Annotated in this window: 20 protein-coding genes; 13 read left to right on the forward strand and 7 right to left on the reverse strand. The window is 72.4% G+C overall.

The genetic code is table 11. The features are described from left to right. Positions 1–44: 44 nt before the first annotated feature. Entirely contained in the window at positions 45–1,142 is a 1,098-nt protein-coding gene (locus tag GA0070612_RS15390; RefSeq protein ID WP_088988520.1) for a mandelate racemase/muconate lactonizing enzyme family protein, read from the reverse strand. Positions 1,143–1,186: 44 nt separating this feature from the next. Between GA0070612_RS15390 and GA0070612_RS15395 the strand changes: the two genes are divergently transcribed. Beyond that, complete coding sequence (locus GA0070612_RS15395; RefSeq protein ID WP_088988521.1) at positions 1,187–1,984, forward strand: tyrosine-protein phosphatase; 798 nt, start codon at positions 1,187–1,189, stop codon at positions 1,982–1,984. Between the two features lie 10 nt (positions 1,985–1,994). On the opposite strand, the gene GA0070612_RS15400 is transcribed toward GA0070612_RS15395, so the two are convergent. After that, positions 1,995–2,837, reverse strand: a complete 843-nt coding sequence (locus GA0070612_RS15400; RefSeq protein WP_088988522.1) for a serine hydrolase — start codon at positions 2,835–2,837, stop codon at positions 1,995–1,997. Positions 2,838–2,948: 111 nt separating this feature from the next. Continuing rightward, complete coding sequence (gene typA, locus GA0070612_RS15405) at positions 2,949–4,817, reverse strand: translational GTPase TypA (protein WP_088988523.1); 1,869 nt, start codon at positions 4,815–4,817, stop codon at positions 2,949–2,951. 133 nt (positions 4,818–4,950) lie between these two features. Between typA and GA0070612_RS15410 the strand changes: the two genes are divergently transcribed. Continuing rightward, on the forward strand, positions 4,951–6,357 hold the full coding sequence (locus tag GA0070612_RS15410) for a DedA family protein (protein WP_088988524.1): 1,407 nt from the start codon (positions 4,951–4,953) through the stop codon (positions 6,355–6,357). 33 nt (positions 6,358–6,390) lie between these two features. Continuing rightward, positions 6,391–7,272 (forward strand): lytic transglycosylase domain-containing protein, encoded by an 882-nt coding sequence (locus GA0070612_RS15415; protein WP_088988525.1) that lies wholly within the window; start codon positions 6,391–6,393, stop codon positions 7,270–7,272. A 51-nt stretch (positions 7,273–7,323) separates the two neighbouring features. Here GA0070612_RS15415 and GA0070612_RS15420 read toward each other — a convergent pair whose 3' ends face one another. Then, a complete protein-coding gene (locus GA0070612_RS15420; protein WP_088988526.1) occupies positions 7,324–9,450 on the reverse strand; it encodes an MMPL family transporter in 2,127 nt (708 codons plus the stop codon). A gap of 125 nt (positions 9,451–9,575) precedes the next feature. On the opposite strand from GA0070612_RS15420, the gene GA0070612_RS15425 reads away from it, so the two are divergent. The 5 genes from GA0070612_RS15425 to GA0070612_RS15445 all read left to right on the forward strand — a co-directional run bounded on the left by GA0070612_RS15425 (position 9,576) and on the right by GA0070612_RS15445 (position 14,758). Beyond that, positions 9,576–10,091 carry a MarR family winged helix-turn-helix transcriptional regulator gene (locus GA0070612_RS15425; RefSeq protein WP_088988527.1) on the forward strand — a complete coding sequence of 172 codons (516 nt, stop codon included), beginning with the start codon at positions 9,576–9,578 and terminating at the stop codon, positions 10,089–10,091. A 3-nt stretch (positions 10,092–10,094) separates the two neighbouring features. Then, entirely contained in the window at positions 10,095–11,765 is a 1,671-nt protein-coding gene (locus GA0070612_RS15430; RefSeq protein WP_088988528.1) for a CocE/NonD family hydrolase, read from the forward strand. Between the two features lie 159 nt (positions 11,766–11,924). Continuing rightward, a complete protein-coding gene (locus GA0070612_RS15435; protein ID WP_088988529.1) occupies positions 11,925–12,797 on the forward strand; it encodes a hypothetical protein in 873 nt (290 codons plus the stop codon). Positions 12,798–12,905: 108 nt separating this feature from the next. Further along, complete coding sequence (locus GA0070612_RS15440) at positions 12,906–13,481, forward strand: ArsR/SmtB family transcription factor (protein ID WP_088991525.1); 576 nt, start codon at positions 12,906–12,908, stop codon at positions 13,479–13,481. Next, the gene (locus GA0070612_RS15445; RefSeq protein WP_088988530.1) at positions 13,478–14,758 is read left to right on the forward strand and encodes an MFS transporter; all 1,281 of its coding nucleotides are present in this window, start codon (positions 13,478–13,480) and stop codon (positions 14,756–14,758) included. Before GA0070612_RS15440 ends, GA0070612_RS15445 begins: the two co-directional genes overlap by 4 nt. A 48-nt stretch (positions 14,759–14,806) precedes the next feature. Here the strand turns inward: GA0070612_RS15445 and GA0070612_RS15450 are convergent, their stop codons facing one another. Continuing rightward, positions 14,807–15,010: a cold-shock protein gene (locus GA0070612_RS15450; protein ID WP_007072071.1), complete on the reverse strand. Its 204-nt coding sequence runs from the start codon at positions 15,008–15,010 to the stop codon at positions 14,807–14,809. Positions 15,011–15,193: 183 nt separating this feature from the next. Here GA0070612_RS15450 and GA0070612_RS15455 point away from each other — a divergent pair, with 183 nt between their 5' ends. Both GA0070612_RS15455 and GA0070612_RS15460 read left to right on the forward strand, forming a co-directional pair. After that, a complete protein-coding gene (locus GA0070612_RS15455) occupies positions 15,194–15,877 on the forward strand; it encodes a class I SAM-dependent methyltransferase (RefSeq protein ID WP_331716403.1) in 684 nt (227 codons plus the stop codon). Between the two features lie 102 nt (positions 15,878–15,979). Next, entirely contained in the window at positions 15,980–16,588 is a 609-nt protein-coding gene (locus tag GA0070612_RS15460; RefSeq protein ID WP_088988532.1) for a DedA family protein, read from the forward strand. A 185-nt stretch (positions 16,589–16,773) separates the two neighbouring features. Here GA0070612_RS15460 and GA0070612_RS15465 read toward each other — a convergent pair whose 3' ends face one another. Together GA0070612_RS15465 and GA0070612_RS15470 are read right to left on the reverse strand one after the other, a co-directional pair. Next, complete coding sequence (locus GA0070612_RS15465; protein WP_088988533.1) at positions 16,774–17,427, reverse strand: MBL fold metallo-hydrolase; 654 nt, start codon at positions 17,425–17,427, stop codon at positions 16,774–16,776. Between the two features lie 7 nt (positions 17,428–17,434). After that, positions 17,435–18,151: a maleylpyruvate isomerase family mycothiol-dependent enzyme gene (locus GA0070612_RS15470; RefSeq protein WP_088988534.1), complete on the reverse strand. Its 717-nt coding sequence runs from the start codon at positions 18,149–18,151 to the stop codon at positions 17,435–17,437. Positions 18,152–18,329: 178 nt separating this feature from the next. Here GA0070612_RS15470 and rsgA point away from each other — a divergent pair, with 178 nt between their 5' ends. The 3 genes from rsgA (at position 18,330) to GA0070612_RS15485 (ending at position 23,320) form a co-directional block, all read left to right on the forward strand. Then, positions 18,330–19,418, forward strand: a complete 1,089-nt coding sequence (rsgA, locus tag GA0070612_RS15475) for a ribosome small subunit-dependent GTPase A (RefSeq protein ID WP_088988535.1) — start codon at positions 18,330–18,332, stop codon at positions 19,416–19,418. 279 nt (positions 19,419–19,697) lie between these two features. Then, positions 19,698–22,643 carry an excinuclease ABC subunit UvrA gene (gene uvrA, locus GA0070612_RS15480; RefSeq protein WP_088988536.1) on the forward strand — a complete coding sequence of 982 codons (2,946 nt, stop codon included), beginning with the start codon at positions 19,698–19,700 and terminating at the stop codon, positions 22,641–22,643. Between the two features lie 194 nt (positions 22,644–22,837). Next, the gene (locus GA0070612_RS15485) at positions 22,838–23,320 is read left to right on the forward strand and encodes a Rieske (2Fe-2S) protein (RefSeq protein ID WP_088988537.1); all 483 of its coding nucleotides are present in this window, start codon (positions 22,838–22,840) and stop codon (positions 23,318–23,320) included. The last annotated feature ends 181 nt before the right edge of the window (positions 23,321–23,501 follow it).

Here is a 23,501-nt window from a genome sequence, read left to right on the forward strand (position 1 = left end):
TGTCGGCTGTCCAGGGGAGACCCTATGAAAGAAACCAACGATCATCAACCGCGCGTCTGCACCTTTGCTTCAGCAAGGCCAGAGATGCCCAGGCCAGGGGCATTCGGCAACACCACTGTCGACCCGTCGTACCGGATGCCTCCCTGCACCGGCGACCACGCCAGCCACCAGGCGGCGTCCAGGTCGGAAACCGCCGTGGTGCCGTACGCGGCGACCAGGCTCGCCGCCGCCCCGATGCCGACCTGACTCTCCATCATCGAGCCGACCACGGTGCCGAGCCCGTGGGCGCCGGCCAGGTCGAGGAGGGTACGCGCCGGGTGCAGCCCGCCACACTTGGCCAACTTGACGTTGACCAGGTCGGCGGCCCGACGGCGGATCACCTCCACCAGGTCACGGACCCCGAAGACCGCCTCGTCGGCCAGGATCGGCACGGACACCCGGTCGCTGACCCAGGCCAGCCCGTCCAGGTCCCAACGGGCCACCGGCTGCTCGACCAACTCCACGTCGAGCCCGGAGTCCTCCATGCCCCGGATCACCCGGACCGCCTCCCGGGGCGTCCACCCCTGGTTGGCGTCCAGCCGGATCCGGACCCCCGGCCCGACGGCCGCGCGGACGGCCCGCACCCGGTCCAGGTCGCCGCTCGCGTCGGTGCCGACCTTCACCTTGAGCACGCCGAAGCCGTCGGCCTGCCGCTGCCGGGCCGCCGCCGCCAGGTCCACCGCGTCGCCCGCCGCCAGCGTCACGTCCGTCGGCACCCGCAGCGTGGTGCCCCCGAGCAACCGCACCAGGGGTACGCCCAGCCGCCGGGCGGCGAGGTCGTGCAGCGCCACGTCCACCGCCGCCTTCGCCGCCTCGTTGCCGACCACGGCGCGCTGCACCTCGACGCAACGCGTCACCAGGTCGTCCGGATCACGACCGATCAACTGTGGGCCGAGCAACTCGTGGACGCAGGCCCCCGCCCCCGCCACCGACGCGCCGGTGACCTGCCACACCTGGGGCGCCTCACCGAAGCCGGACCGGCCGTCGGAGTCGACCACCTCGACGACCAGGGTCTCCACTGTGGTGGTACGACGCAGGGCGGTGACGAACGGCGTGTGTAAGGGGGCGGAAACCCGGTGGGTGCGTACCTCCGAGATCGTCATGTCGGGCACCCTATACGGAGGCGCACGGCGGGAGGGGAGACCGGATGACCGGGCAGGGCTGGGAGTTGGTGGGCGCACCGAACGCGCGTGAGCTGGGCGGGCTCGTCGGCGCGGGCGGGCGGCGGGTCCGGGTGGGGCAACTGATCCGTACTCCCGCGTTGGGTCGGCTCACCGACGACGACCTGCCGGTGCTGGCGAAGCTGGGGCCGGCGTGCGTGGTCGACCTCCGGGCCGACTCGGAGATCGCGGTCGCCCCGGCCGACCGGCTCGCCGGTGAGCCGCGGGTGGTGTGCCTACCGGTGCACGACCCGGAGCACCCGGTCTTCACGTACGTCTCGGCGGTGCTGCTCGGCCACGACCTGGACGCGTACGCGGAGCTGGCCCGGCAGGGCACGGCGGGCGCGATGGCGGCCATCTACCGGTGGTTCGTCACCGGGGAGTCGGCCCGGATCGGCTTCGCCGAGGCGGTGCGGCTGGCCGGCCGGCCGGAGAACCTGCCGTTGGTCTACCACTGCTCCGCCGGCAAGGACCGCACCGGCTGGCTCACCGTCATCCTGTTGACGGCGCTCGGGGTGGACGAGGCGGCGATCCGCGCCGACTACCTGCGCAACAACGAGTTGACCGACAGCCTGCGCGCGGTGATCGTCGAGGCGATGCGACGGCGGCAGCCCGACCTGGACGTCAACGCGGTGCTTCCGGTGCTGGAGGTCCGCGCCGAGTACCTCGACGCCGGATACGACGAGGTGCGCCGGGTGCACGGCTCGTTCGACGCGTACCTGCGGGACGGGCTGGGGTTGACCGACGGCGACATCGGGGCGCTGCGGGCGCACCTGCTGGAGTGAGCGGCTCGGGTCAGAGGTCGTGGCGGGCGGCCCAGACCCGCGCGGAGACGTCCGCGATCAGCAGGCAGGCGTCGTCGGCGACCCCGTCGTCCGGGTCGGTGGTGGTGCAGACGGCGATCAGGTACGCAGGGGCGTCGTCGGGCAGCACCACGCCGACGCCGTGCCGGACTCCGCGTACCCACCCGTTCTTGTGCGCGATGCGGGTGCCCTCGGGCAGACCGGCGGCCAGGTCCTCGCGGTGCTCCTGGGCGAAGAGGACGTCCAGCATGGCGGCGCACGCGGCGGGCGAGGCGATCGGGCCGGGGGAGTTCGCGCCGGAGGCGAGCGCGCCGAGCAGGGCGGCCAGGTCGGCGGCGGTGACCGTGTTGGTGATGCCGGCCTCGCGGGCCGCGAAGTCCTCGATGCCCCGGCCGGTGACGCTGGTGCGGGCGCCCGCCGACGCCCAGACGTCGGCCACCGCCGGAAGCCCCACGTGACCGATGACCACGTTGGTGGCCAGGTTGCTGGACCGCACGATCATCCGGTCGGCCAACCAGCGCAGGGTGGCCGTCGCGCCCAGCCGGTCCCAGACCGCGTCGTCGTTGTCGTAGGGCTGGGCGCAGGAGAACCGGGGCGCGCCGGGTCGGGCGGAGTCGAACTCGTTGACCACCGCGACCGGGGCGTCCAGGTCCAGTGTGCCGGCCTCGGCGGCGCGGTGCAGCGCGGCGAGCACCGCCACCTTCATGGTGCTGGCGGCGTAGTGGGCGGCGTCCGGGTGGCGGGTCCAGGTCGGCGGCGCGTCGAGTCGGCCCACGTACGCCGAGACGGTGCCGGGCACCCGGTCCAGGTGGGCGTCGAGATCATCCCAGGTCATGCGGGTGACCGTAGCGGATCAAGGGGCGGAGGGGCCCGCGTACCCGGTGGGGAGACGGACGGGCGCGCCGGCCGCAAGCGGCCGACGCGCCCGGTCTCGGGTGCCGGTGGGTCAGTTGGCGTGCTTGCGGCGGGCGGCGGCGCGGCCCCGCTGCTGCTGGTCGAGCACCACCTTGCGGATGCGCACCGCGGTCGGGGTGACCTCGACGCACTCGTCCTCGCGGCAGAACTCCAGTGCCTGCTCCAGCGAGAGCTTGCGCGGCGGGATCAGCTTCTCGGTCTCGTCGGAGGTCGACGCCCGCATGTTGGTGAGCTTCTTCTCCTTGGTGATGTTGACGTCCATGTCGTCGGAGCGGGAGTTCTCCCCGACGATCATGCCCTCGTACACCTCGGTGGTCGGCTCGACGAAGAGCTGACCGCGCTCCTGAAGGTTGATCATCGCGAAGGCGGTGACCGCACCGGACCGGTCGGCGACCAGCGAGCCGTTGTTGCGGGTCCGCAGCTCACCGAACCACGGCTCGTACGACTCGAAGACGTGGTGCAGGATGCCGGTGCCCCGGGTGTCGGTGAGGAACTCGGTGCGGAAGCCGATCAGGCCGCGCGCCGGGACCAGCCACTCCATCCGGATCCAGCCGGTGCCGTGGTTGACCAGCTGCTCCATCCGCCCCTTGCGGGTGGCGAGGAGCTGGGTGATCGCGCCCAGGTACTCCTCCGGGGCGTCGATGGTGAGGCGCTCGACCGGCTCGCAGGTCTTGCCGTCGATCTCCTTCGTGACGACCTGCGGCTTGCCGACGGTCAGCTCGTAGCTCTCCCGGCGCATCTGCTCGACCAGGATGGCCAGGGCCAGCTCGCCACGGCCCTGCACCTCCCAGGCGTCCGGCCGCTCGGTGGGCAGCACCCGCAGCGACACGTTGCCGATGAGCTCCTTGTCGAGGCGGTCCTTGACCATCCGGGCGGTGACCTTGGAGCCCTTGACCCGGCCGACCAGCGGGGAGGTGTTGGTGCCGATGGTCATCGAGATGGCCGGCTCGTCGACGGTGATCAGCGGCAGCGGCTCCGGGTTCTCCGGGTCCGCGAGGGTCTCACCGATCATGATGTCCGAGATGCCGGCGACCGCGATGATGTCGCCCGGGCCGGCGGTCTCGGCCGGCTTACGCTCCAGACCCTCGGTCATCAGCATCTCGGAGATGCGGACCCGCTGGGTGCTGCCGTCGGTGCGGCACCAGGCCACCGTCTGACCCTTGCTGATGGTGCCCTGGCGGACGCGGCACAGCGCCAGCCGGCCGAGGAACGGCGAGGCGTCCAGGTTGGTGACGTGGGCCTGAAGGGGGGCGCCGTCCTCGTACGCGGGGGCCGGGATGGTGTCCAGCAGGGTGCGGAACAGCGGCTCCAGGGAGGTGCTGTCGTCGGGCACCGAGCCGTCGGCGGGCTGGGTCAGCGAGGCGATGCCGTCGCGCGCGCACGCGTAGACGATCGGGAAGTCGATCTGCTCCTCGTCGGCGTCCAGGTCGAGGAAGAGCTCGTAGGTGTCGTCCACGACCTCCTTGATCCGGGCGTCCGGCCGGTCCACCTTGTTGATCACCAGGATGATCGGCATCCGGGCCCGCAGCGCCTTGCGGAGCACGAAGCGGGTCTGCGGCAGCGGGCCCTCGCTCGCGTCGACGAGCAGCACCACGCCGTCGACCATGGTGAGGCCGCGCTCCACCTCGCCACCGAAGTCGGCGTGACCGGGGGTGTCGATGATGTTGATGGTGACCGGGTCGGAGCCGTCCGCCGGCAGGTAACGCACGCCGGTGTTCTTGGCCAGGATCGTGATGCCCTTTTCCCGCTCCAGGTCACCCGAGTCCATGACCCGCTCGGTGTTCTCGCCCCGGGCGCCGTACGCCCCGGCCTGCCGCAACATGGCGTCGACCAGGGTGGTCTTGCCGTGGTCGACGTGAGCGATGATGGCGACGTTGCGGAGGTCGGTGCGAAGCTGCATACCCTCTATCCTTCCGCCTGCGCTCGCGCAGGCCGCGTCGGGGTCACCCCCAGGTGCCCCTGATCTATGGTGAAACTGCTGTGCCGGTGGTTCTCCCGGCTGGCATGCTGGCTCCCGTGTCCCGGGGGCCTGAGTGCACGACCTGCTGACCTGGGTGCAGAGTCTGCCCACCCTGTGGATCTACCTGGTCGCCGCGCTGATCGTGGCGGGCGAGACCGCGGTGATCTTCGGCCTGCTCGTGCCGGGTGAGGCTACCCTGCTGCTCGTCGGCTTCCTCACCTACAACGGTACCTTGCGGCTCGGGCCGGCGTTGCTCGCGATGATCGTCGCGGCGGTCGCCGGGGACGGGCTGGCCTTCCGCGCCGGACGCCGGTACGGCCCCCGGCTGCGCGCCGGGCTGGGTCACCGGGTCGGGCCCGAGCGGTGGGGCCGGGCCGACGCCATGCTCGCCCGGCTGGGCGGGCGGGGCGTGTTCGCGGCCCGCTGGGTGGCCTTCGCCCGCACGCTGGTGCCCCGGCTGGCCGGTGCGGCCGGCATGCCGTACCGCCGGTTCGTGCTGTGGAACCTGGCCGGTGTGGTGACCTGGGTGGGCGGTTCGGTCCTGCTCGGTCACCTCGCCGGTGAGTCGTACGACACGGTGTCCCGGCTGCTCGGTCGGGCCACCGGCGCGGCGCTGGTGCTGCTGGCGGGCCTGTTGGCCGTGGTGCTCGCCGGCCGGTGGCTGGGTCGCAACCCCGATCCGGTTCGCGCGTTGCTGTCCCGGGCCGGCGCGTTGCCCCCGGTGCGCTGGCTCACGGCGCGCTACGGGGTGCTGTTCTTCCTGGTGGCGATGCGGGTCGGGCCGGCGTGGACGTTGCTGCTCAACCTGGCCGCCGGGCTCCTGCTGCTCTTCGCCGCCGGGCTCGCCATCGCCGGCCTGCTCGCCGTGGCGGTGCGCAACAGCGGCCTGGCCGCACTGGACGACGCCGTCGCGGGCTGGTTCGCCGCCCGGCGTACCCCGGATGCCGCCGACGTCACGGCGGTAGTGGTGTCGGTGGTACGCGGGTCGGTGTTGATCCTGTTGGTGGCGCTGGTGGCGGCGGTGCTGGCGTGGCGCAGCCGGCCCTGGCGCACCGACCTGCTCAGCGTGGTCGGCACGGCGGGCGCGTTCGTGCCCCTGGTGGTGCTGGCCGTGGTGGCCGAACTGACCGGGCCGCACGGCGGCGGTGGGTCGGCCCCGCTGCCGACCCAGAACGCCGTGGTGGCGGCGAGCTTCTGCACCCTGGCCTGGCTGGTGTCGCGCGGTGCCCGGTGGCCGGTGGCCGTGGCGGCCTGGACGACCGCCGCGGCGGGGGTGCTCGGGGTCGGTGGCGCGCGGCTCTACCTGGGTCTGGACACGGCGAGCGGGAGCGCCGCGGCGGTGCTGCTCGGGGTGCTCTGGACGGTGGTGTTCATGGTGGCGTGGGCCACCCGGGACCGGGCGGTGCGGGAGTTGGAGCAGCCGGTGGACCACGCCCAGCCGTCGTCCGAGGGGCATCGCAGCCCGGTCGAACCTTGCTAGTGTGCGGCGACTGTCACACGGGGAGGCATCGGCATGATTCGACGGACCGGCCGGCTGGGCGTCGCGGCGCTCGCCGGGTTCCTGCTGGCGAGCGCGCTGGTCGGCTGCGCCGCCAAGGGGGAGACGCCGCAGGACCTGGCCGCGCCGGTGGCGGTCACCGACGCGCCGACCGACACCCCCGGCGACGAGGTCACCGAGGAGCCGAGCCCCTCGGCGAGCGCGGTGGAGTCGATGGGCGCCGCGCCGAGTCGCAGCGCGACCCCGACGCCGACGAAGAAGCCCACGAAGAAGCCGACCCGCACCGCGACGAAACCCCTCGCGGTGGCGAAGCCGCCCACCGAGACGCAGGTCCCGCCGGCACCACCGAAGCCCGCGCCGAGTTCCTGCAAGCCGAGCTACAAGGGCACCCAGGCGACCCGGGCCGAGGTGAAGGCGGCGCTGACCGACGCGGCCGGCCGCACCTACTGGCCGTCCTCCGCACCGGACATCACGATCCCGCTCAACCTGCTCAAGGCCACCGCCTGGCAGGAGAGCGGCTGGCAGTCCAACATCTACGCCTGTGACGCTGGCGTCGGGCTGATGCAGGTGATGCCGGCCACCGCGACCTGGATGAACCAGCGGTTCGAGAAGAGCTACGAGATCGACGCCTACCGGGACAACGCCTACCTGGGCGCCACCTACCTGGCCTGGGCGACGAAGTACATCGGCGACATGTACTTCGAGTCCGACTTCCGACTCGACCCGGCCCTGTGCACGTCCGAGCTGAATTCCTGCCTGCTCAACGCGGTGATCGCCGCGTACAACTACGGGCACGGGGCGGTGGCGCAGGAGGGGAAGCCGCTGGCCATCCCCAACCCGTCGTACGTGCGCAACGTCCGCGCGCTGATGTCCGAGTGCGTCTGCCTGGACTACTGACCGCGACGAGGGCCGTGACGGTGTCGCCACGGCCCTCGTCGCGCCGGTCGGTCAGTCGCGGGCGGCAACCGGCTCCGGCGACGCCGGGACGTCCTCGGCAGACTCGCGGGTGATCCGGCCGGGCCACCAGAAGCGCTCACCGAGCAGGAACGCCAGCGCCGGCACCACGACCGTGCGGACCAGCAGGGTGTCCAGCAGGACGCCGATGCAGACGATGATGCCGATCTGGGTCAGGGTGATCAGCGGCAGCACGCCGAGGACGGCGAACACCGCGGCGAGCAGCACCCCGGCGCTGGTGATCACGCCGCCGGTGACCCGCAGGGCGGAGAGCATGCCCTCCCGGGTGCCCACGCTGCGGGCGTCCTCCCGGGCCCGGGTGACCAGGAAGATGTTGTAGTCCACACCGAGCGCCACCAGGAACACGAAGGCGAGCAGCAGGACGCCGCTGTCGAGCGCCGGGAAGTCCAGCACGTGGTCGAAGAGCAGCCACGCCGCCCCGAGGCTGGCGAAGAACGACGCGATCACGGTGAGCACCAGCAGCACCGGTGCGAGGAGCCCGCGCAGCAGGAGCACGAGCACCGCGCCGACCAGCAGCAGGATGATCGGCAGGATCAGTCGCAGGTCACGGTCGTTGGCCTCGTCGGAGTCGTACGTGGCGGCCACGGAACCACCGACGATCGCCCCGGACGGCGCGTCCGCGCCGGCGGCGGCCGGGGGAGCGGAGTCGGGCACGGCGGCGACCGCCGTACGCAACGCCTCGATCGCGCGGTCCGAGGCGGTGGTGCCGGGTTCGGCTTCCAGGACGACGTCGACCTGGGCCACGGCCTCACCGGCGTCGCCGGGACGCGCCGAGGCGACGCCGGGAACGGCGGCGGCGGCGTCGGTGACCGCCCGCACCGCCGCCGGTGTGGTGATCACGGCCACCGGTTGGGTGCTGCCGGCGGGGAACGCCCGAGCCAGCGTCTGCGCACCGGTCACCGCCTCGGGCTCGGCCCGGAACTGCTCGGTCTCGGACAGGCCGGTGCGGATCCCGAGCCCACCCAGGGCCAGGCCGCCGAGCAGCACGGTGGCCAGCACGGCGACCACCACCGGACGGCGTTCCACGGCCGCGCCGAGCCGACCCCAGAGCCGCCCCTCCCGGGCGGGGCCCCCGACGCGGGGGACGAACGGCCAGAACAGGCCCCTGCCGAACAGCACCAGGACGGCGGGGAGCACGAACAGGGCCGAGAGCATGGCGAAGACCACACCGGTGGCGCAGGCCACCGCCAGTGCCCGGTTGGTCTCCTGCTCGCTGAGCAGCAGGGTGAGAACGCCGAGCACCACGGTGCCACCGCTGGCCAGGATCGGCTCGGCGGTGCGGCGCAGCGCGGCGCGCATCGCCGCGAAGCGGTCCTCCGTACGCCGCAGCTCCTCCCGGTATCGGGCGATGAGCAGCAGGGCGTAGTCGGTGGCGGCGCCGAAGACCAGCACGCTGGCGATGCCGGTGACCTGGCCCGGCTGGAGGTTGATGCCGACGGCCGGGACGATGGTGTCCACCGCGCGCAGGGTGAGTTGCTCGGTCGCCGCGACCACCACCAGCGGCACGATCCACAGGAACGGGCTGCGGTAGGTGATCAGCAGCAGCACCGCCACGACGGCGGCGGTCACCGCGAGCAGGGTGATGTCGGCGCCGTCGAACACCGAGGAGAGGTCGGCTGTGAAGGCGGGTGCGCCGGTCACGTCGGCACCCAACCCGCCGGGCAGGTCCGAGAGCGTCTCGCGCAGATCGGTCACCGTCGCGGTGACGGCCTCCTGCCCGCCGGCGGTGTCGACCGGCACGACGACCAGGGCGACGGTGCCGTCCGGGGAGACCTGGGCGGGGCTGACCTGGCCGCCCGCCGCGAAGCGGCGCAGCTCGCCGGCGCGGGTGTCGACGCTCGCCCGGTCGGCCTCGCTCAGCGCGGCACCGTCGCCGCGGCTGACCACCACGACGGCGGGCTGCACGTTGTTGGAGGGCAGCTGGTCCTGGAGGCGTTGCACCTGGGTCGACTGCCACTGCGCGGACAGGCCGGTGGCCGAGACCGGCGCCGGGTTGTCCGGCTGGGGGGTGCCGAAGACGATCGCGGCGACGACGATCGCCGCGGCCACGGTCAGCCAGGCGGCCAACCGGCCCCGGGCGACTCTGGTGAAGACAGACATCAGGATTGACCTCGGGGTCCTTCGGGGGTCGAGTATCTTGATAATCGAGATTATCGGCGGCTGTTCTATGCTGCAACCCGGGACACGGACGACGGGGGAAGCGGCGCGAGGTGGCGACTCACGGCATGTACCGGCGGCGCGACACACGCCGCGAACAGCTGGTCGCGGAGATCACCAACAACCTCCGGCGGTACGCGTCCGACGCCCAACAGGTCGGCCACGCCTTCGCCAACCTGCACGGGCTCAACCCGACCGACCTGCAGGCGCTGATCGCCGTGATGGACGCCGAGCTGCTCGGTGAGCCGATCACCCCCGGTCGCCTCGGTGAGCACCTCAACCTCTCCTCCGGCTCCGTCACCGCCCTGATCGACCGGCTCGAGCGGGCCGGTCACATCCGCCGGGACCGGGACACCACCGACCGGCGCAAGGTGCTGCTGCACTACGCCGACCAGGGCGCCGCCCTCGCCATGGAGTTCTTCCGGCCACTCGGCGCGCGTACCGACACGGTGATGGACCGCTTCGGCGACGACGAGCTGGAGATCGTGCACCGGTTCCTGGCCGAGATAGGCGAGTCGTTGCGGGACCACCGGGACGAGGTACGCGCCGCCCGCCCCGAGCCGCCCCGCCGCCCGACGGGCTGACCGGTGCCGGACCGGCTCCTCGCCCGCCTCGCCGCAGCCGCGCTGCGGCTACCACCCACCCCACCCGGTCCGGTGCGGGTCACCCGCGACATCGCCGTTCGGGCCCGCGACGGTGTGGTGCTGCGCACCGACCACTACGCCCCGGCGGCCCGGGACGCGCCGACGGTGCTGATCCGCACCCCGTACGGGCGGGGTGGACCGCTGCGGCTGCTCGGACGGCTGCTCGCCGCCCGGGGCCGGCACGCGGTCATCCAGGCCTGCCGGGGCACCGACGGCTCCGGCGGCACGTTCGCCCCGCTGGTGCACGAGCGTGACGACGGTGTGGACACCCTGGACTGGCTGCGCCGCCAACCCTGGTGGGCCGGGCGGCTCGGCATGTTCGGGGTCAGCTACCAGGGCTTCGCGCAGTGGGCGCTCGCCGCCGACGCCGACGAGGACCTGCGCGCGATGGTCGCGGTGGTGACCGCGTCGGCCACCCGGGACTCGACGTACGCGGGGGAGTCCTTCGCCCTGGACACCGTTCTGACCTGGGCGGAGTTGCTGCACGCGCAGACCGTGACCTGGCTGGCCCGGCAGTGGGAGCTCAAGCGTGGGCAACCACGGCTCGCCGCCGCGCTGCGGCACCTGCCGTTGGTCGACGCCGACCGGGTGGCCACCGGAGTGACCATCCCCTTCTTCCAGGAGTGGCTGCGCCACCACGAGCCGGACGCCGCCTACTGGCGGACCCGGGTCTTCGCCGACCGGGTGGCCCGGGTGCGGGCGCCGGTGGCCATGGTCACCGGCTGGCACGACATCTTCCTGCCCGCCCAGCTCGACGACTACGCCACGCTGCGCGCCACCGGAGCGCGGCCGCGCCTCGTGATCGGGCCGTGGACGCACGGCAGCCCCGGCCTGTTCACGGCCGCCCTGCGCGAGGGACTGGCCTGGCTCGACGAGCACCTCACGGCCGTACCCCGGTCGCCCGTCCCGGCCCGGACGCCCGTGCGCATCCACCTCGGCGGTGCCGGCGGCGGCTGGCGGGACCTGCCGGACTGGCCACCTCCGGCCGTCGAGACCGCCTGGCACCTGCATCCGGGTGGCGAGCTGGCGGTGCGCCCGCCGGTCGCGTCGACGCCGGACACGCTCCGGTACGACCCGGCCGACCCGACCCCGTCGGTGGGTGGCCCGCTGCTCGTCGCCCAGCGGGCCGGCCGGGTGGACAACCGACCCGTCGAGGCTCGCCCCGACGTGCTGACCTACACCAGCGCCCCGCTGAGCGCGCCGGTCGAGGTGATCGGCCCGGTACGCGCCGAGATTCACGTCCACGCCGAGCTGCCGTACCTGGACGTCTTCGTTCGACTGTGCGACGTGGACCGTCGAGGTCGCTCGTGGAACGTGTGCGACGGCCTGGTGCGGGTCGCACCCGAGCGCCCTCCCGCCGATTCCGACGGTGTGCTGCGGGTGTCGGTGTCGCTCTGGCCGACCGCGTACCGGTTCGCCGCCGGACACCGACTGCGGGTGCAGGTCTCCGGTGGGGCACACCCGCGCTGGGCGCGTAACCCCGGCACCGGTGAACCCCTCGGTACGGCGGTGACGCTGCGTGCTGGCTGGCGGCAGGTTCTGCACAACCCGGCGCACCCTTCGGCGGTGCTGTTGCCGATCGTCCACTCTGCCGCGGTGCACCCTCCCATCTGAACAGACCCCGTCTGAGCTGGGCATTCACGACGATTGCGGGCTATGGTGGAGTCAACGCCCGGCGCCGTGCACCAGCAGACCGGGCTCGTCGAAAGCCCAGCACCGCGTACGCGGTGTGACGTTGTGCCCGGTCCCCGCCCCACCGGAGAGGGGGACCCCATGACCCGGGCCCCGGCAAACCTGTTGGCCCTTCGAAGTCTGCTCCTCACTCACCTCGACAACGCCCCCGGCCCGGACGACCTGGAGCCGGCGGAGGTCGGCATCGTCGGCGACCCGGCCCACCGGGGCGGCTACCACTGCGGCTCGGACCGGGTCGTCGCAAACGACTACTCGGTGGTCGAGTCACCCCGGGACCGGGCCGGCCTGACGCTCGACGCGGCGGCGCTCGATGTCGGCCAGTTCGACGTCCGCTCCGGTGGCCGTTCGAACACCCTGTCCAGCTTCTCGGTCTGGTGCGTGGCGCAGTGCGCCGCGAACGCGGCCGACACCCAGGACATCCGCGAGATCATCTACAGCCCCGACGGCACCACCGTGAAGCGGTGGGACCGCCTCGGCAAGCGCACCACCGGCGACAGCTCGCACCGCTGGCACACCCACTTCAGTTTCTTTCGTGACGCGATCAAGGCGGGTCGCGACCAGCGGCCGTTGTTCCGCCGCTACCTCAGCTCCATCGGACTACTGGAGGACGACGACATGACCCCTCAGGAGCACAACTGGCTGGCCACCGTCCACAAGAACCTCACCGTGCTGGACGGCCGCAACCCGATCGGACAGATCTACACCCGGATGGCGGAAGGCCGGGACGAGACCGGCGCCTCGGTGACCGGCAACTGGAACCTGCGGGCGATGACGGCGCAGCTCACCGACCTGCAGAACAAGCTCAACGCACTGGCCGCGAAGGACTTCACCGACGAGGCGGCGATCGTGCAGGGCGTGCTGGCCGGGCTGACGCCGGAAGAGATCGCGGCGGCGATCCCGCCCACCATCGCCCAGCAGGTCGCCGACGAGCTGGCCCGCCGGCTCGTCGCCTGAGCGGAGGGACGGCCCGTAGCCGCCGGGCCGTCCCTCTCCCACCACTCCGCAACGATCGTTGGGCAACATCGATTGCGCAACAGCTCTTGTGGATGTCATGGTGTGACCATGAAAAGTCCCGACGTACGCCAGATCACCGACTCGCGGGCGCTGGCCGCCATGGCCCACCCGCTGCGCCGCCGCCTGATGGACGTGCTCAAGGTGCACGGCCCCTCGACCGTCGGCCTGCTCGCCGAGCGCACCGACCAGGCGCCGGCGAACGTCAGCCACCACCTCAAGGTCCTCGCCGCCGCGGACCTGGTCACCGAGGCCCCCGAGCTGGCCCGGGACCGGCGCGAGCGGTGGTGGCGGCCGGTCAGCCGGGGCCTGCGCTGGTCCAACGCCGACTTCGACGCCGACCCGGCCGCCCGGGTGGTCGCCGACGCCGCCACCTCGCTCAACCTCGACCGGCACGTCGCCCTGGCGCGCGCATGGCACGCCACCGACGAGGCCAGCCAGGCCGCCTGGGAGGACGCGCCGTTCTCCACCGACCACTGGATGCATCTCACGCCGGGCGAACTCGCCGAGCTGAGCCGCGAGGTGATCGACCTCCTCGCCCGCTGGGCCAACCGGGACCTGCCCGACGACGACGCCGACCGCCAGCCGGTCTTCGTGTTCGTCCACGGTGTACCGGCCCGGCCGTGACCACCACCACCCGCAGTGGCCCGACGCCCGTCCGCGAGGCCGGCGGGTTGCTGCGGCACCGCGACTTCCGGCTGCTCTGGGCCGGTCAGACGATCAGCAGCGTCGGCAGCAACGTCACCACCGTCGCGCTGCCCCTGGTCGCCGTCGCCGTCCTCGACGCCGGCACCTTCCAGGTCGCGGTGCTCACCGCCGCCGCCTGGCTGCCGTGGCTGCTGATCGGTCTGCCGGCCGGCGCGTGGGTGGACCGGCTGCCCCGCCGGTCGGTGATGGTGGTGTGCGACCTGTTCTGCGCGGTGGCCTTCCTCAGTGTGCCGCTCGCCGCCGTGCTGGGCTGGCTCACCGTCACCCACCTGCTGGTGGTCGCCCTCAGCGCCGGTGCCGCCCGGGTCTTCTTCGAGACCGCAGACCAGGTCTACCTGCCGGTGCTGCTGCGACCCGAGCAACTAGCCGAGGGCAACGCGAAGCTCCAGGCGACGCAGACCGTGAGCCACGTCGTCGGGCCCGGCCTCGCCGGCCTGATCGCCCAGCTCACCGGTGCCGTCGCCGCCCTGCTGCTGGACGCGCTCACGTTCCTCGCCTCGGCGGTGTTGCTCCTGCGGATCCGCACCCGGGAACCACGCATGCGTCGGCCGGACCGATCCCGGTCCCTGCGTCAGGACATCGCCGAGGGGCTGCGCTTCGTCGTCCGGGACCCGTACCTGCGAGTGCTGACGGCCTTCGGCGCGGCCAGCAACCTCGGGCTGAGCGGCTACCAGGCCGTCCTGGTGGTCTTCCTCGTCCGCGAGCTGCGTCTCGAACCCGGCCTGGTCGGTGCGCTGGTCGGGGTGATGAGCGCCGGAGGGATCATCGGGGCGCTGGTGGCCACCACTGTCGGTCGGCGCTGGGGCACCGCCCGGGCCCTGCTGATCGGCGGGGTGCTCGCCGGCCCGCCGGCCCTGCTCATCCCCCTGGCCGCGCCGGGCGTCGGGTTGACCTGGCCGGCGCTCGGTGGCGTGCTGGTCGGCCTCGGCGTGGCCGTCGGCAACGTGGTCAAGGGCGCCTTCCGGCAGACCTACACGCCGCACCACATGCTGGGCCGGGTGACGGTGAGCATGCATCTGCTCAACTACGGCACGATCCCGGTGGCGGCCGTGCTGGCCGGTGTGATCGGCGCGCGCTACGGCGTCGGCACAGCAGTGTTCGTGATGACCGCCTGGCAGGCGTTCACCCCGATGATCCTGTTGATCGGGCCAATCCGGAGGCGGCGGGACCTGCCCGCCGCCCCGGTGGCGTCTTGAGTGCGCTGCGACGGCGGCCGGAGACCGGCCGCCGTCACCGGCACGGAGCTACATCGGGCGGACGTTGTCCGCCTGCGGACCCTTCTGCCCCTGGGTCACCTCGAACTCGACCTTCTGGCCCTCGTTGAGCTCCCGGTAGCCGCTCGTCGCGATGGCGGAGTAGTGGACGAACACGTCCGGCCCTCCACCGTCCTGCTCGATGAAGCCGAAGCCCTTTTCCGAGTTGAACCACTTAACCGTGCCGGTTGCCATGCATCTCTCCCTGTTCAAAGCGGCTGACCCTCGGCCTCTGGCCGATGATCGCCCGTACCTGTTCGACAGTAACGGGCAAAACCCCGATCTGCTGGCCGAAGTGCCGTAGGTCTTCGAGTGAACTCTGCGCGGCGGCACGTGAAAGCCGCCCCGACCTCGCGCCGCTGGGGCATGCTTGCGCCGATGACGGGTGCCGCAGCCGACGCGCTGACCGAGCTGGAGCGCGAGATCGACGCTCCCGGCACCGGCCTGGACCGGCTCCGGCTGGTCCCCACCCCGTTCGTCCCCGAGGTGCGACTGCACCTGGCCGAGGACGCGATCGTCTGGTGGGCCCGGATGGAAGCCACCGCCGGCCATGCGATGCCGGCACCGTACTGGGCGTCCGCCTGGGCCGGAGGCCAGGCACTGGCCCGCCACCTCCTGGACCACCCGGAGCTGGCCGCCGGTCGCCGGGTGCTCGACCTCGCCGCCGGGTCGGGACTGGTTGCCATCGCGGCCGCGCTGGCCGGCGCCACGCGGGTGATCGCCAACGACATCGACCCGTACGCCGTCGCCGCCGTCACCATCAACGCGCGGGCAAACCAGGTCGCTGTCGACGCGGTCGGGGACGACCTGCTCGACAGCGTCGACGCGGAGGCCGACCTGGTGGTCGCCGGGGACGTCTTCTACGACCGCGCGATGGCCGACCGGATGCTGCCGTTCCTGGAACGGATCGCCGCCGCGGGCGCCGACGTGCTGGTCGGTGACCCCGGCCGGGAGCACCTGCCGGTCGACCGACTGACGGTGCTCGCCGACTATCCGGTGCCGACCACCGAACCGTCGGTGGACTCGCCACTACGCCGGGTGCAGGTGCTGCGACCCGTCTGAGCGCCCCCGACGTCTCAGGGGCGACCCCGAGACCGAAGCCAGGGGTGGCTGGGGGCAACAACCGGATGTCCGAAGTGGTGCGGCGGCCATAGCGTACGAGGCATGACGCAATCGCTGGCCCAGATCGGTGAACTGCCCGTTCTGCTGCTGATGGGCACGCTCGGGCTCGTCATGCTCTTCGACGCCGTACCCCTGCTGGGTGTCCTGGTCCCCGGTGATGTGGCGATCCTCGCCGCCGTCGGGATGGGCCGCCCGACCACCGGCCTGGCCACCTTCGCCGCCGTCCTGGTCGGCTGCCTGGCCGGCTGGTCGCTGAGTTTCCTGATCGGCCGCCGCTACGCCGAGCAGCTCCGACACAGCCGGATCGGCGGCTGGATCGGCGAGACGCGCTGGGTGGCGGCGGAAGGAATCCTGCGTCGCGGTGGCGGCCGGATGATGATCGTCGCGCCGTTCCTGCCCGTGTTCAACGCGCTGCTGCCGCTGGCCGCGGGCGGGCTGCGGATGTCGTACCGCCGATTCCTCGGTTGCGCCACGCTCGGCGCGGCCGCCTGGGCCGGCCTCTACCTCGCGCTGGGCACCGCGGCGCGGTCCATCGCCGGGCTGCTGCCCGGTGAGCCCAGCCCGCTCGTGATCACGATGGGGGTCGGGGTGGTGTTGGCTTCCGTCGTGTTGCTGGGGGCGCGGCGGCGGCTGTTCGCTGTTGCTTCTTGATCTTTGGGTGGTTGCGGTGGTGGGGCGGGGGCCCGCCGTGCCCGGCTCCGGGCGGTCAGGCTTGATCCCTGCGCCGGGCACGGCGGGCCCCCGCCCCCTCGTGGTCGACCTGCGTCTGTTCGTGCCGCCCCGCCGGTGGGTTTTGATCTTTGGTGGTTCTCGGTCGTCGTGGGGTTCTCTGGTTGTTACCAGCCTCTGGCTTTCCACTGGGGGAGGGCGGGGCGTTCGGCGCCCAGGGTGCTGTCCTTGCCGTGACCCGGGTAGAACCAGGTGTCGTCGGGGAGGCGGTCGAACAGCTTGTGCTCGACGTCGTCGATCAGCGCGGCGAAGCGCTCCGGGTCCTTGTCGGTGTTACCAACGCCACCCGGGAAGAGACTGTCACCGGTGAAGAGGTGCGGGGTGCCGGCGGGGTCGCGGTAGAGCAGCGCGATCGAGCCCGGGGTGTGCCCCTTGATGTGGATGACCTCCAGCGCGCAGTCGCCCACCGGCACGGTGTCGCCATCGGACAGACGCTCCGCCTCGATCGGCAGCCCGGAAGCGTCGTCGGCGTGCACCAGCGCCCGGGCGCCGGTCGTGGCGACCACCTCCTCCAACGCCACCCAGTGGTCCATGTGCTGGTGGGTCGTCACCACAGCGGTGAGCCCGCCGTCGCCGACCAGCTCCAGCAGCCGGGGCGCCTCGTTGGCGGCGTCGATCAGCACCTGGTCACCGGTGCTCGTGCAGCGCAGCAGGTAGGCGTTGTTGTCCATCGGACCCACCGACAGCTTGCTGATGGTGAGCCCGTCCAGCTCGCGTACCGCCGGCGCTCCGCCGGGGGTCGCGTCTCCGCTGTATGTCATGACGTTGTCAGATCCATTCCGGTGGAGTAGGCAGGGGACCGTCAGGGGTGACGGAGAGCGGGGCGCCGTCGGCGCGGCCGATCAGCCAGGCGGCGAGGTCGGGGGCGGGACCGGCGACGACCGGGGCGCCGTCCCGGTCACCGATGACCACCTCGTGCGCGCTGCCGTCGAGACGCAGCACCACCGACGGCGGTGTCGGCCCCATGGCGTGGTGGCTGGCCGCCTCGCGCAGCAGCCGGTGGGTGAACGTGTCCGACCAGTCCGCGGCCCGGTAGTCGGCGGCCAGGTCGAGGTGGTGCACCTCGATCTCGCGGAGGCGGCCCCAGACGAGCAGCGCGGCCGGCCAGGGGCCCCTGCGCGCCTGCACCGTCGCCGCCCACGCCTCGGCGGGCATCGCCGCGACCGCCTCGGCGAACAGGTCCGCGCTGCGTCGCAGGTCGTCCACGTGCGCGGCGGGCGGGCGGCCCGAACCGGTCTCGATGTCCGACGCGCGGACCTCCAGCGAGGCGTACATCGGCAGGTCCCGCCCGGTGCGGGCCGCGGTGAGCAGGTTCACGAAACCGTCCGCGTTGCGGGCCAGGTGCGCCAGCACGTGGCCGCGCGACCAGCCCGGCAGCAGCGACGCGGCGGCCAGGTCCGCGGTGTCGAAAGAAGCGGCGGTACGCAGAAGCCGGTCGGTGGCCGCGTCCACCTCGCCCATCAGCAACTTCGGATCCGTGGTCACCCGTCGACCCTAGTGGTCCGCCGTCGCGGCGTCGCCGGGGAAATCGCTTTCGGCGCGTCGGCCGGGGACCTACCGTCAGCGGCAGACGCGGCACCGGGACATCGGACGGAGGTGGTGATCATGCCGGACGTGGCACGCGTGTTCCGCCATCACCAGCTTCGACACCGATGAGGATGCCATGACCATCGATCTGACCGCCCTCGGCTGGGACGCCGAGCGGGCGGCGTACGCCGAGCGAGCCTCCTCCGCCGAGCGACGCCCCGAGCAGCACCCGGGTCGGGTGGCCCGGGTGGACCGGGGTGTCTGCACCGTACTCACCGCGACCGGCCCGGTCCGGGCCAGCCTGGGCGGGGCGGTGCTGACCGCCGCCGCCCGGGATCCGTCCGCGCTGCCCTGCGCCGGAGACTGGGTGCTGCTCACCCACTGGCCGGACCGTCGCGTCACCGTCGAAGGCGTGCTGCCGCGCCGGAGCGCGCTGGTCCGGCGTACCGCCGGCAAGGACGCCAGCGGGCAGGTCCTGGCCGCCAACCTCGACGCCGCTGCCGTGGTGGAGCCGGTGCACCCCGAGCCGGACGTGGGCCGGATCGAACGGCTGCTGTCCCTGGCCCACGAGTCCGGCGCGCGGCCGTTGGTCGTGCTGACCAAGGCCGACCTCGCGGCCGACCCGGCCGCGCTGGCCCGCCAACTCGCCGCTGTCGCGCCCGGCGTGCCGGTGCTGCCGGTCAGCGCCGAGCGGGGCGACGGGCTGGACCCGCTGCGCGCCGAAGTCACCGCGGGCCGCACGCTCGGCCTGCTCGGGCCCTCCGGCGCGGGCAAGTCCAGCCTGGTCAACGCGCTCGCGGGCACCGTGACGATGCCGACGCAGGCGATCCGCCGGGTCGACGGCAAGGGGCGGCACACCACCACCTGGCGGGCCCTCGTACCGATCCCCGGCGGGGGTGCGGTGATCGACACACCCGGTGTCCGGGCGGTCGGCCTGCTCGACGGCGTGGCCGGGCTCGACCGGGCGTTCGCCGACATCGCCGGGCTGGCCGAGGGCTGCCGGTACGCCGACTGCGGGCACGACGGCGAGCCCGCCTGCGCGGTCCGGGAGGCGCTGCACACCGGCGAACTCTCGACCCGGCGGTGGGAGAGCTGGCGGCGGCTGCAGGGGGAGGTGGCCCACGAGAGCCGACGGCGGGAGGCGCGGGTGGCGGCGGAGCGGCGCGGCGGCTGGCGGTCGGCCCGACGCCGTGCGGCCCGCCCGCCGACGCCCGGAGGCTACTGACCGGGCTTGATCCACTCGGCTTCGCCGATATCGCGGTATCCCAGTGCCGGCGATACCCCGACTTCAGGCGAAACGGAGTGGATCAACCCGGTGCGCGCCCGGTCGGCCTCGGCGCGCCGCGGCCGACCGGGCTGAGCTGGGGGAATGCGCGGGCGAGGGAAAGTGTCGTACCTCAGGGCTAGAGTTGCCGAGGCGTGTTTTCCGCGCCCGTACGACCGCTCAAATCACCCAGAGCGGGACACATTCTTCGCTTCGTCTTCTCCCGGGAGTACACGTACTGTGGCCGACCGACTGATCATCCGTGGCGCGCGCGAGCACAATCTGCGTGACGTCAGTCTCGACCTGCCCCGGGACGCACTCATCGTGTTCACCGGGCTGTCCGGGTCGGGCAAGTCGAGCCTGGCCTTCGACACGATCTTCGCCGAGGGCCAGCGCCGCTACGTCGAGTCGCTCTCGTCGTACGCCCGGCAGTTCCTCGGCCAGATGGACAAGCCGGACGTCGACTTCATCGAGGGCCTGAGCCCCGCCGTCTCCATCGACCAGAAGTCCACCTCGCGCAACCCCCGTTCGACAGTCGGCACGATCACCGAGGTCTACGACTACCTGCGTCTGCTCTTCGCCCGCATCGGCGAGCCGCACTGCCCGGTCTGTGGCGAGCGGATCTCCCGGCAGAGCCCTCAGCAGATCGTCGACCGGGTCCTCGCGATGGCCGAGGGCACCAAGTTCATGGTGCTCGCGCCGGTCATCCGGGGCCGCAAGGGTGAGTACGTCGACCTCTTCGCCGAGTTGCAGGCCAAGGGCTACGCCCGGGCCCGGGTCGACGGCGTGGTGCACCCGCTGACCGAGCCGCCGAAGCTCAAGAAGCAGGAGAAGCACACCATCGAGGTGGTGATCGACCGGCTCACCGTCAAGCCCAGCGCCAAGCAGCGGCTGACCGACTCGGTCGAGGCCGCCCTGGGTCTCTCCAGCGGCCTGGTGCTGCTCGACTTCGTCGACCTCCCCGAGGACGACCCGGACCGGGAGCGCCGCTACTCCGAGCACCTGGCCTGCCCCAACGACCACCCGCTCGCCATCGAGGATCTCGAACCCCGGGTCTTCTCCTTCAACGCGCCGTACGGCGCCTGCCCGGAGTGCACCGGTCTGGGCACCAAGAAGGAGGTCGACCCGGAGCTGCTGATCCCCGACCCGGAGCGCAGCCTCCGCGAGGGCGCCATCCAGCCCTGGTCCACCGGGCACAACCTGGAATACTTCCTGCGCCTGCTGGAGGCGCTCGGCGAGGCCCAGCACTTCGACATCGACACCCCGTGGCGGGCGTTGCCGGCGCGGGCGCAGAAGACGATCCTGCACGGGTCCGACGACCAGGTGCACGTGCGCTACCGCAACAAGTACGGCCGCGAGCGCTCCTACTACACCGGCTTCGAGGGCGTGGTGCAGTGGATCGAGCGCCGGCACTCCGACACCGAGTCCGAGTGGTCCCGCGACAAGTACGAGGGCTACATGCGCGACGTGCCGTGCGCGGCGTGCGGGGGCGCCCGGCTCAAGCCCGAGGTGCTCGCGGTCACCCTCGCGGGCAAGAGCATCGCCGAGGTCTGCAACCTCTCCGTGGGGGAGTGCGCCGACCTGCTCGCCGGCATCGAGCTGAGCGACCGGCAGAAGCTGATCGCGGAACGGGTCCTGAAGGAGATCAACGCCCGGCTGCGGTTCCTGCTCGACGTCGGTCTGGACTACCTCTCCCTGGACCGGCCGGCCGGCACCCTGTCCGGCGGCGAGGCGCAGCGCATCCGCCTCGCCACCCAGATCGGCTCCGGCCTGGTGGGTGTGCTCTACGTGCTGGACGAGCCGTCGATCGGGCTGCACCAGCGTGACAACCACCGGCTGATCGAGACCCTGCTCCGGCTCCGCGGGCTCGGCAACACGCTGATCGTGGTCGAGCACGACGAGGACACCATCCGCGTCGCCGACTGGATCGTCGACATCGGGCCCGGCGCGGGTGAGCACGGCGGCAAGATCGTGCACAGCGGCTCGGTGCCCGCGCTGCTGAAGAACAAGGAGTCGATCACCGGGGCGTACCTGTCCGGGAAACGGTCGATCCCGACACCCGCGACGCGTCGCCCGCAGACCAAGGACCGCGAGCTGGTGGTGCACGGCGCGCGGGAGCACAACCTGCGCAACCTGACCGTCGGGTTCCCGCTCGGGCAGCTGATCGCGGTCACCGGGGTCAGCGGTTCGGGTAAGTCGACGCTGGTCAACGACATCCTGTACGCGGTGCTCGCCAACCAGATCAACGGCGCCCGGCTGGTGCCCGGCCGGCACACCCGGGTCTCCGGCCTGGAGCACGTCGACAAGGTCGTCGGCGTGGACCAGTCGCCCATCGGCCGTACGCCGCGCTCCAACCCGGCCACCTACACCGGGGTCTGGGACCACGTCCGCAAGCTCTTCGCCGAGACCACCGAGGCGAAGGTCCGGGGGTACGGCCCGGGGAGGTTCTCGTTCAACGTCAAGGGCGGGCGCTGCGAGGCGTGCTCCGGCGACGGCACGATCAAGATCGAGATGAACTTCCTGCCGGACGTGTACGTCCCCTGCGAGGTCTGCAAGGGCGCCCGGTACAACAGGGAGACCCTCGAGGTGCACTACAAGGGCAAGACCGTCTCGGACGTGCTGGAGATGCCGATCGAGGAGGCCGCCGAGTTCTTCTCCGCCATCCCGGCCATCCACCGGCACCTCAAGACCCTGGTCGACGTCGGTCTCGGCTACGTCCGCCTCGGTCAGCCCGCGCCCACCCTCTCCGGCGGTGAGGCACAGCGGGTCAAGCTCGCGTCCGAGCTGCAGAAGCGCTCCACCGGACGGACGGTCTACGTGCTCGACGAGCCGACCACCGGTCTGCACTTCGAAGACATCCGCAAGTTGCTGATGGTGCTGGAAGGTCTGGTCGACAAGGGCAACACCGTGATCACCATCGAGCACAACCTCGACGTGATCAAGTCGGCCGACTGGCTGATCGACATGGGTCCGGAGGGCGGCCACCGGGGCGGCACCGTGCTCGCCACCGGCACGCCCGAGGAGGTCGCCGAGGTCGCCGAAAGCCACACCGGTGAGTTCCTGCGCCAGGTCCTCAAGCTCGACGGCGAGGCCAAGGGCGCAGCCGCCGCCACCAACCGCGCCGCCAAGGCCAACGGCGTGACCAAGGCGCGGGCCAGCCGGAAGGTGCCGGCCGGAGCGCGCTGACCGTACGGCGCACGGTCGTCGGGCGGGTCGGGTCGGTTCCACGCGTGTCAACACGGCACGGGTGGGCTTGTCCGACCCGCCCGTCCCATTTCCCGGGTCGGCAACATGCCCGGATGAACCATCCGGCACAGTTGCCCGTGTGGAGAAGTGTGGCCGGCTTCGGACCGGCGCAGCGGGCAAGAGAGAGGCGAGGCATGAGTGACGATCAGGCGCTGACCGGTTCGGGTACCCAGACACGCCGTACCCTGCTCACCGGCGTCGGGGCGGTCGGCGCGGCCGTCGTCCTGGCGGCCTGCGGCAGCGACGACGGCAGCGGCAGCGACGCTCCCACCAGCGGAGGCCCGGCCGTCCCCAGCACCGGTGACGCCGGCGGCGGCGACCGGCAGGGCGCCCAGTCGCTGGCCACCACCGCCGACATCCCGGTCGGCGGCGGCAAGGTCCTCGCCACCGAGGGCGTGGTCATCACCCAGCCCACGGCCGGCCAGTTCAAGGGCTTCAGCCCAATCTGCACCCACCAGAACTGCCCGGTGTCGAACGTCGACGGCGGCACCATCAACTGCACCTGCCACGGCAGCAAGTTCTCCATCGAGGACGGCTCGGTGAAGGCCGGTCCGGCCACCAAGCCGCTGCCGCCCAAGAACATCAAGGTCACCGGGGACCAGATCTCGCTGGCCTGACCGGCGCGGTGGGGCCGTCACCGGCCTGCCGCGTGCCGGTCGGTGCGTGCCGCGTGTTCGGCCGGTGCCGTGTGCTGGGCCGGTTCGTGTGCCGCGGTGCTCGGCCGGTGCGTTGTTCGGCCGGTGCGTGTGCCGCGGTGTTCGGCCGGTGCGTGCGCCGTGTGCTCGGCCGGTGCGTTGT

Source organism: Micromonospora chokoriensis (assembly GCF_900091505.1).
Taxonomy (GTDB): domain Bacteria; phylum Actinomycetota; class Actinomycetes; order Mycobacteriales; family Micromonosporaceae; genus Micromonospora; species Micromonospora chokoriensis.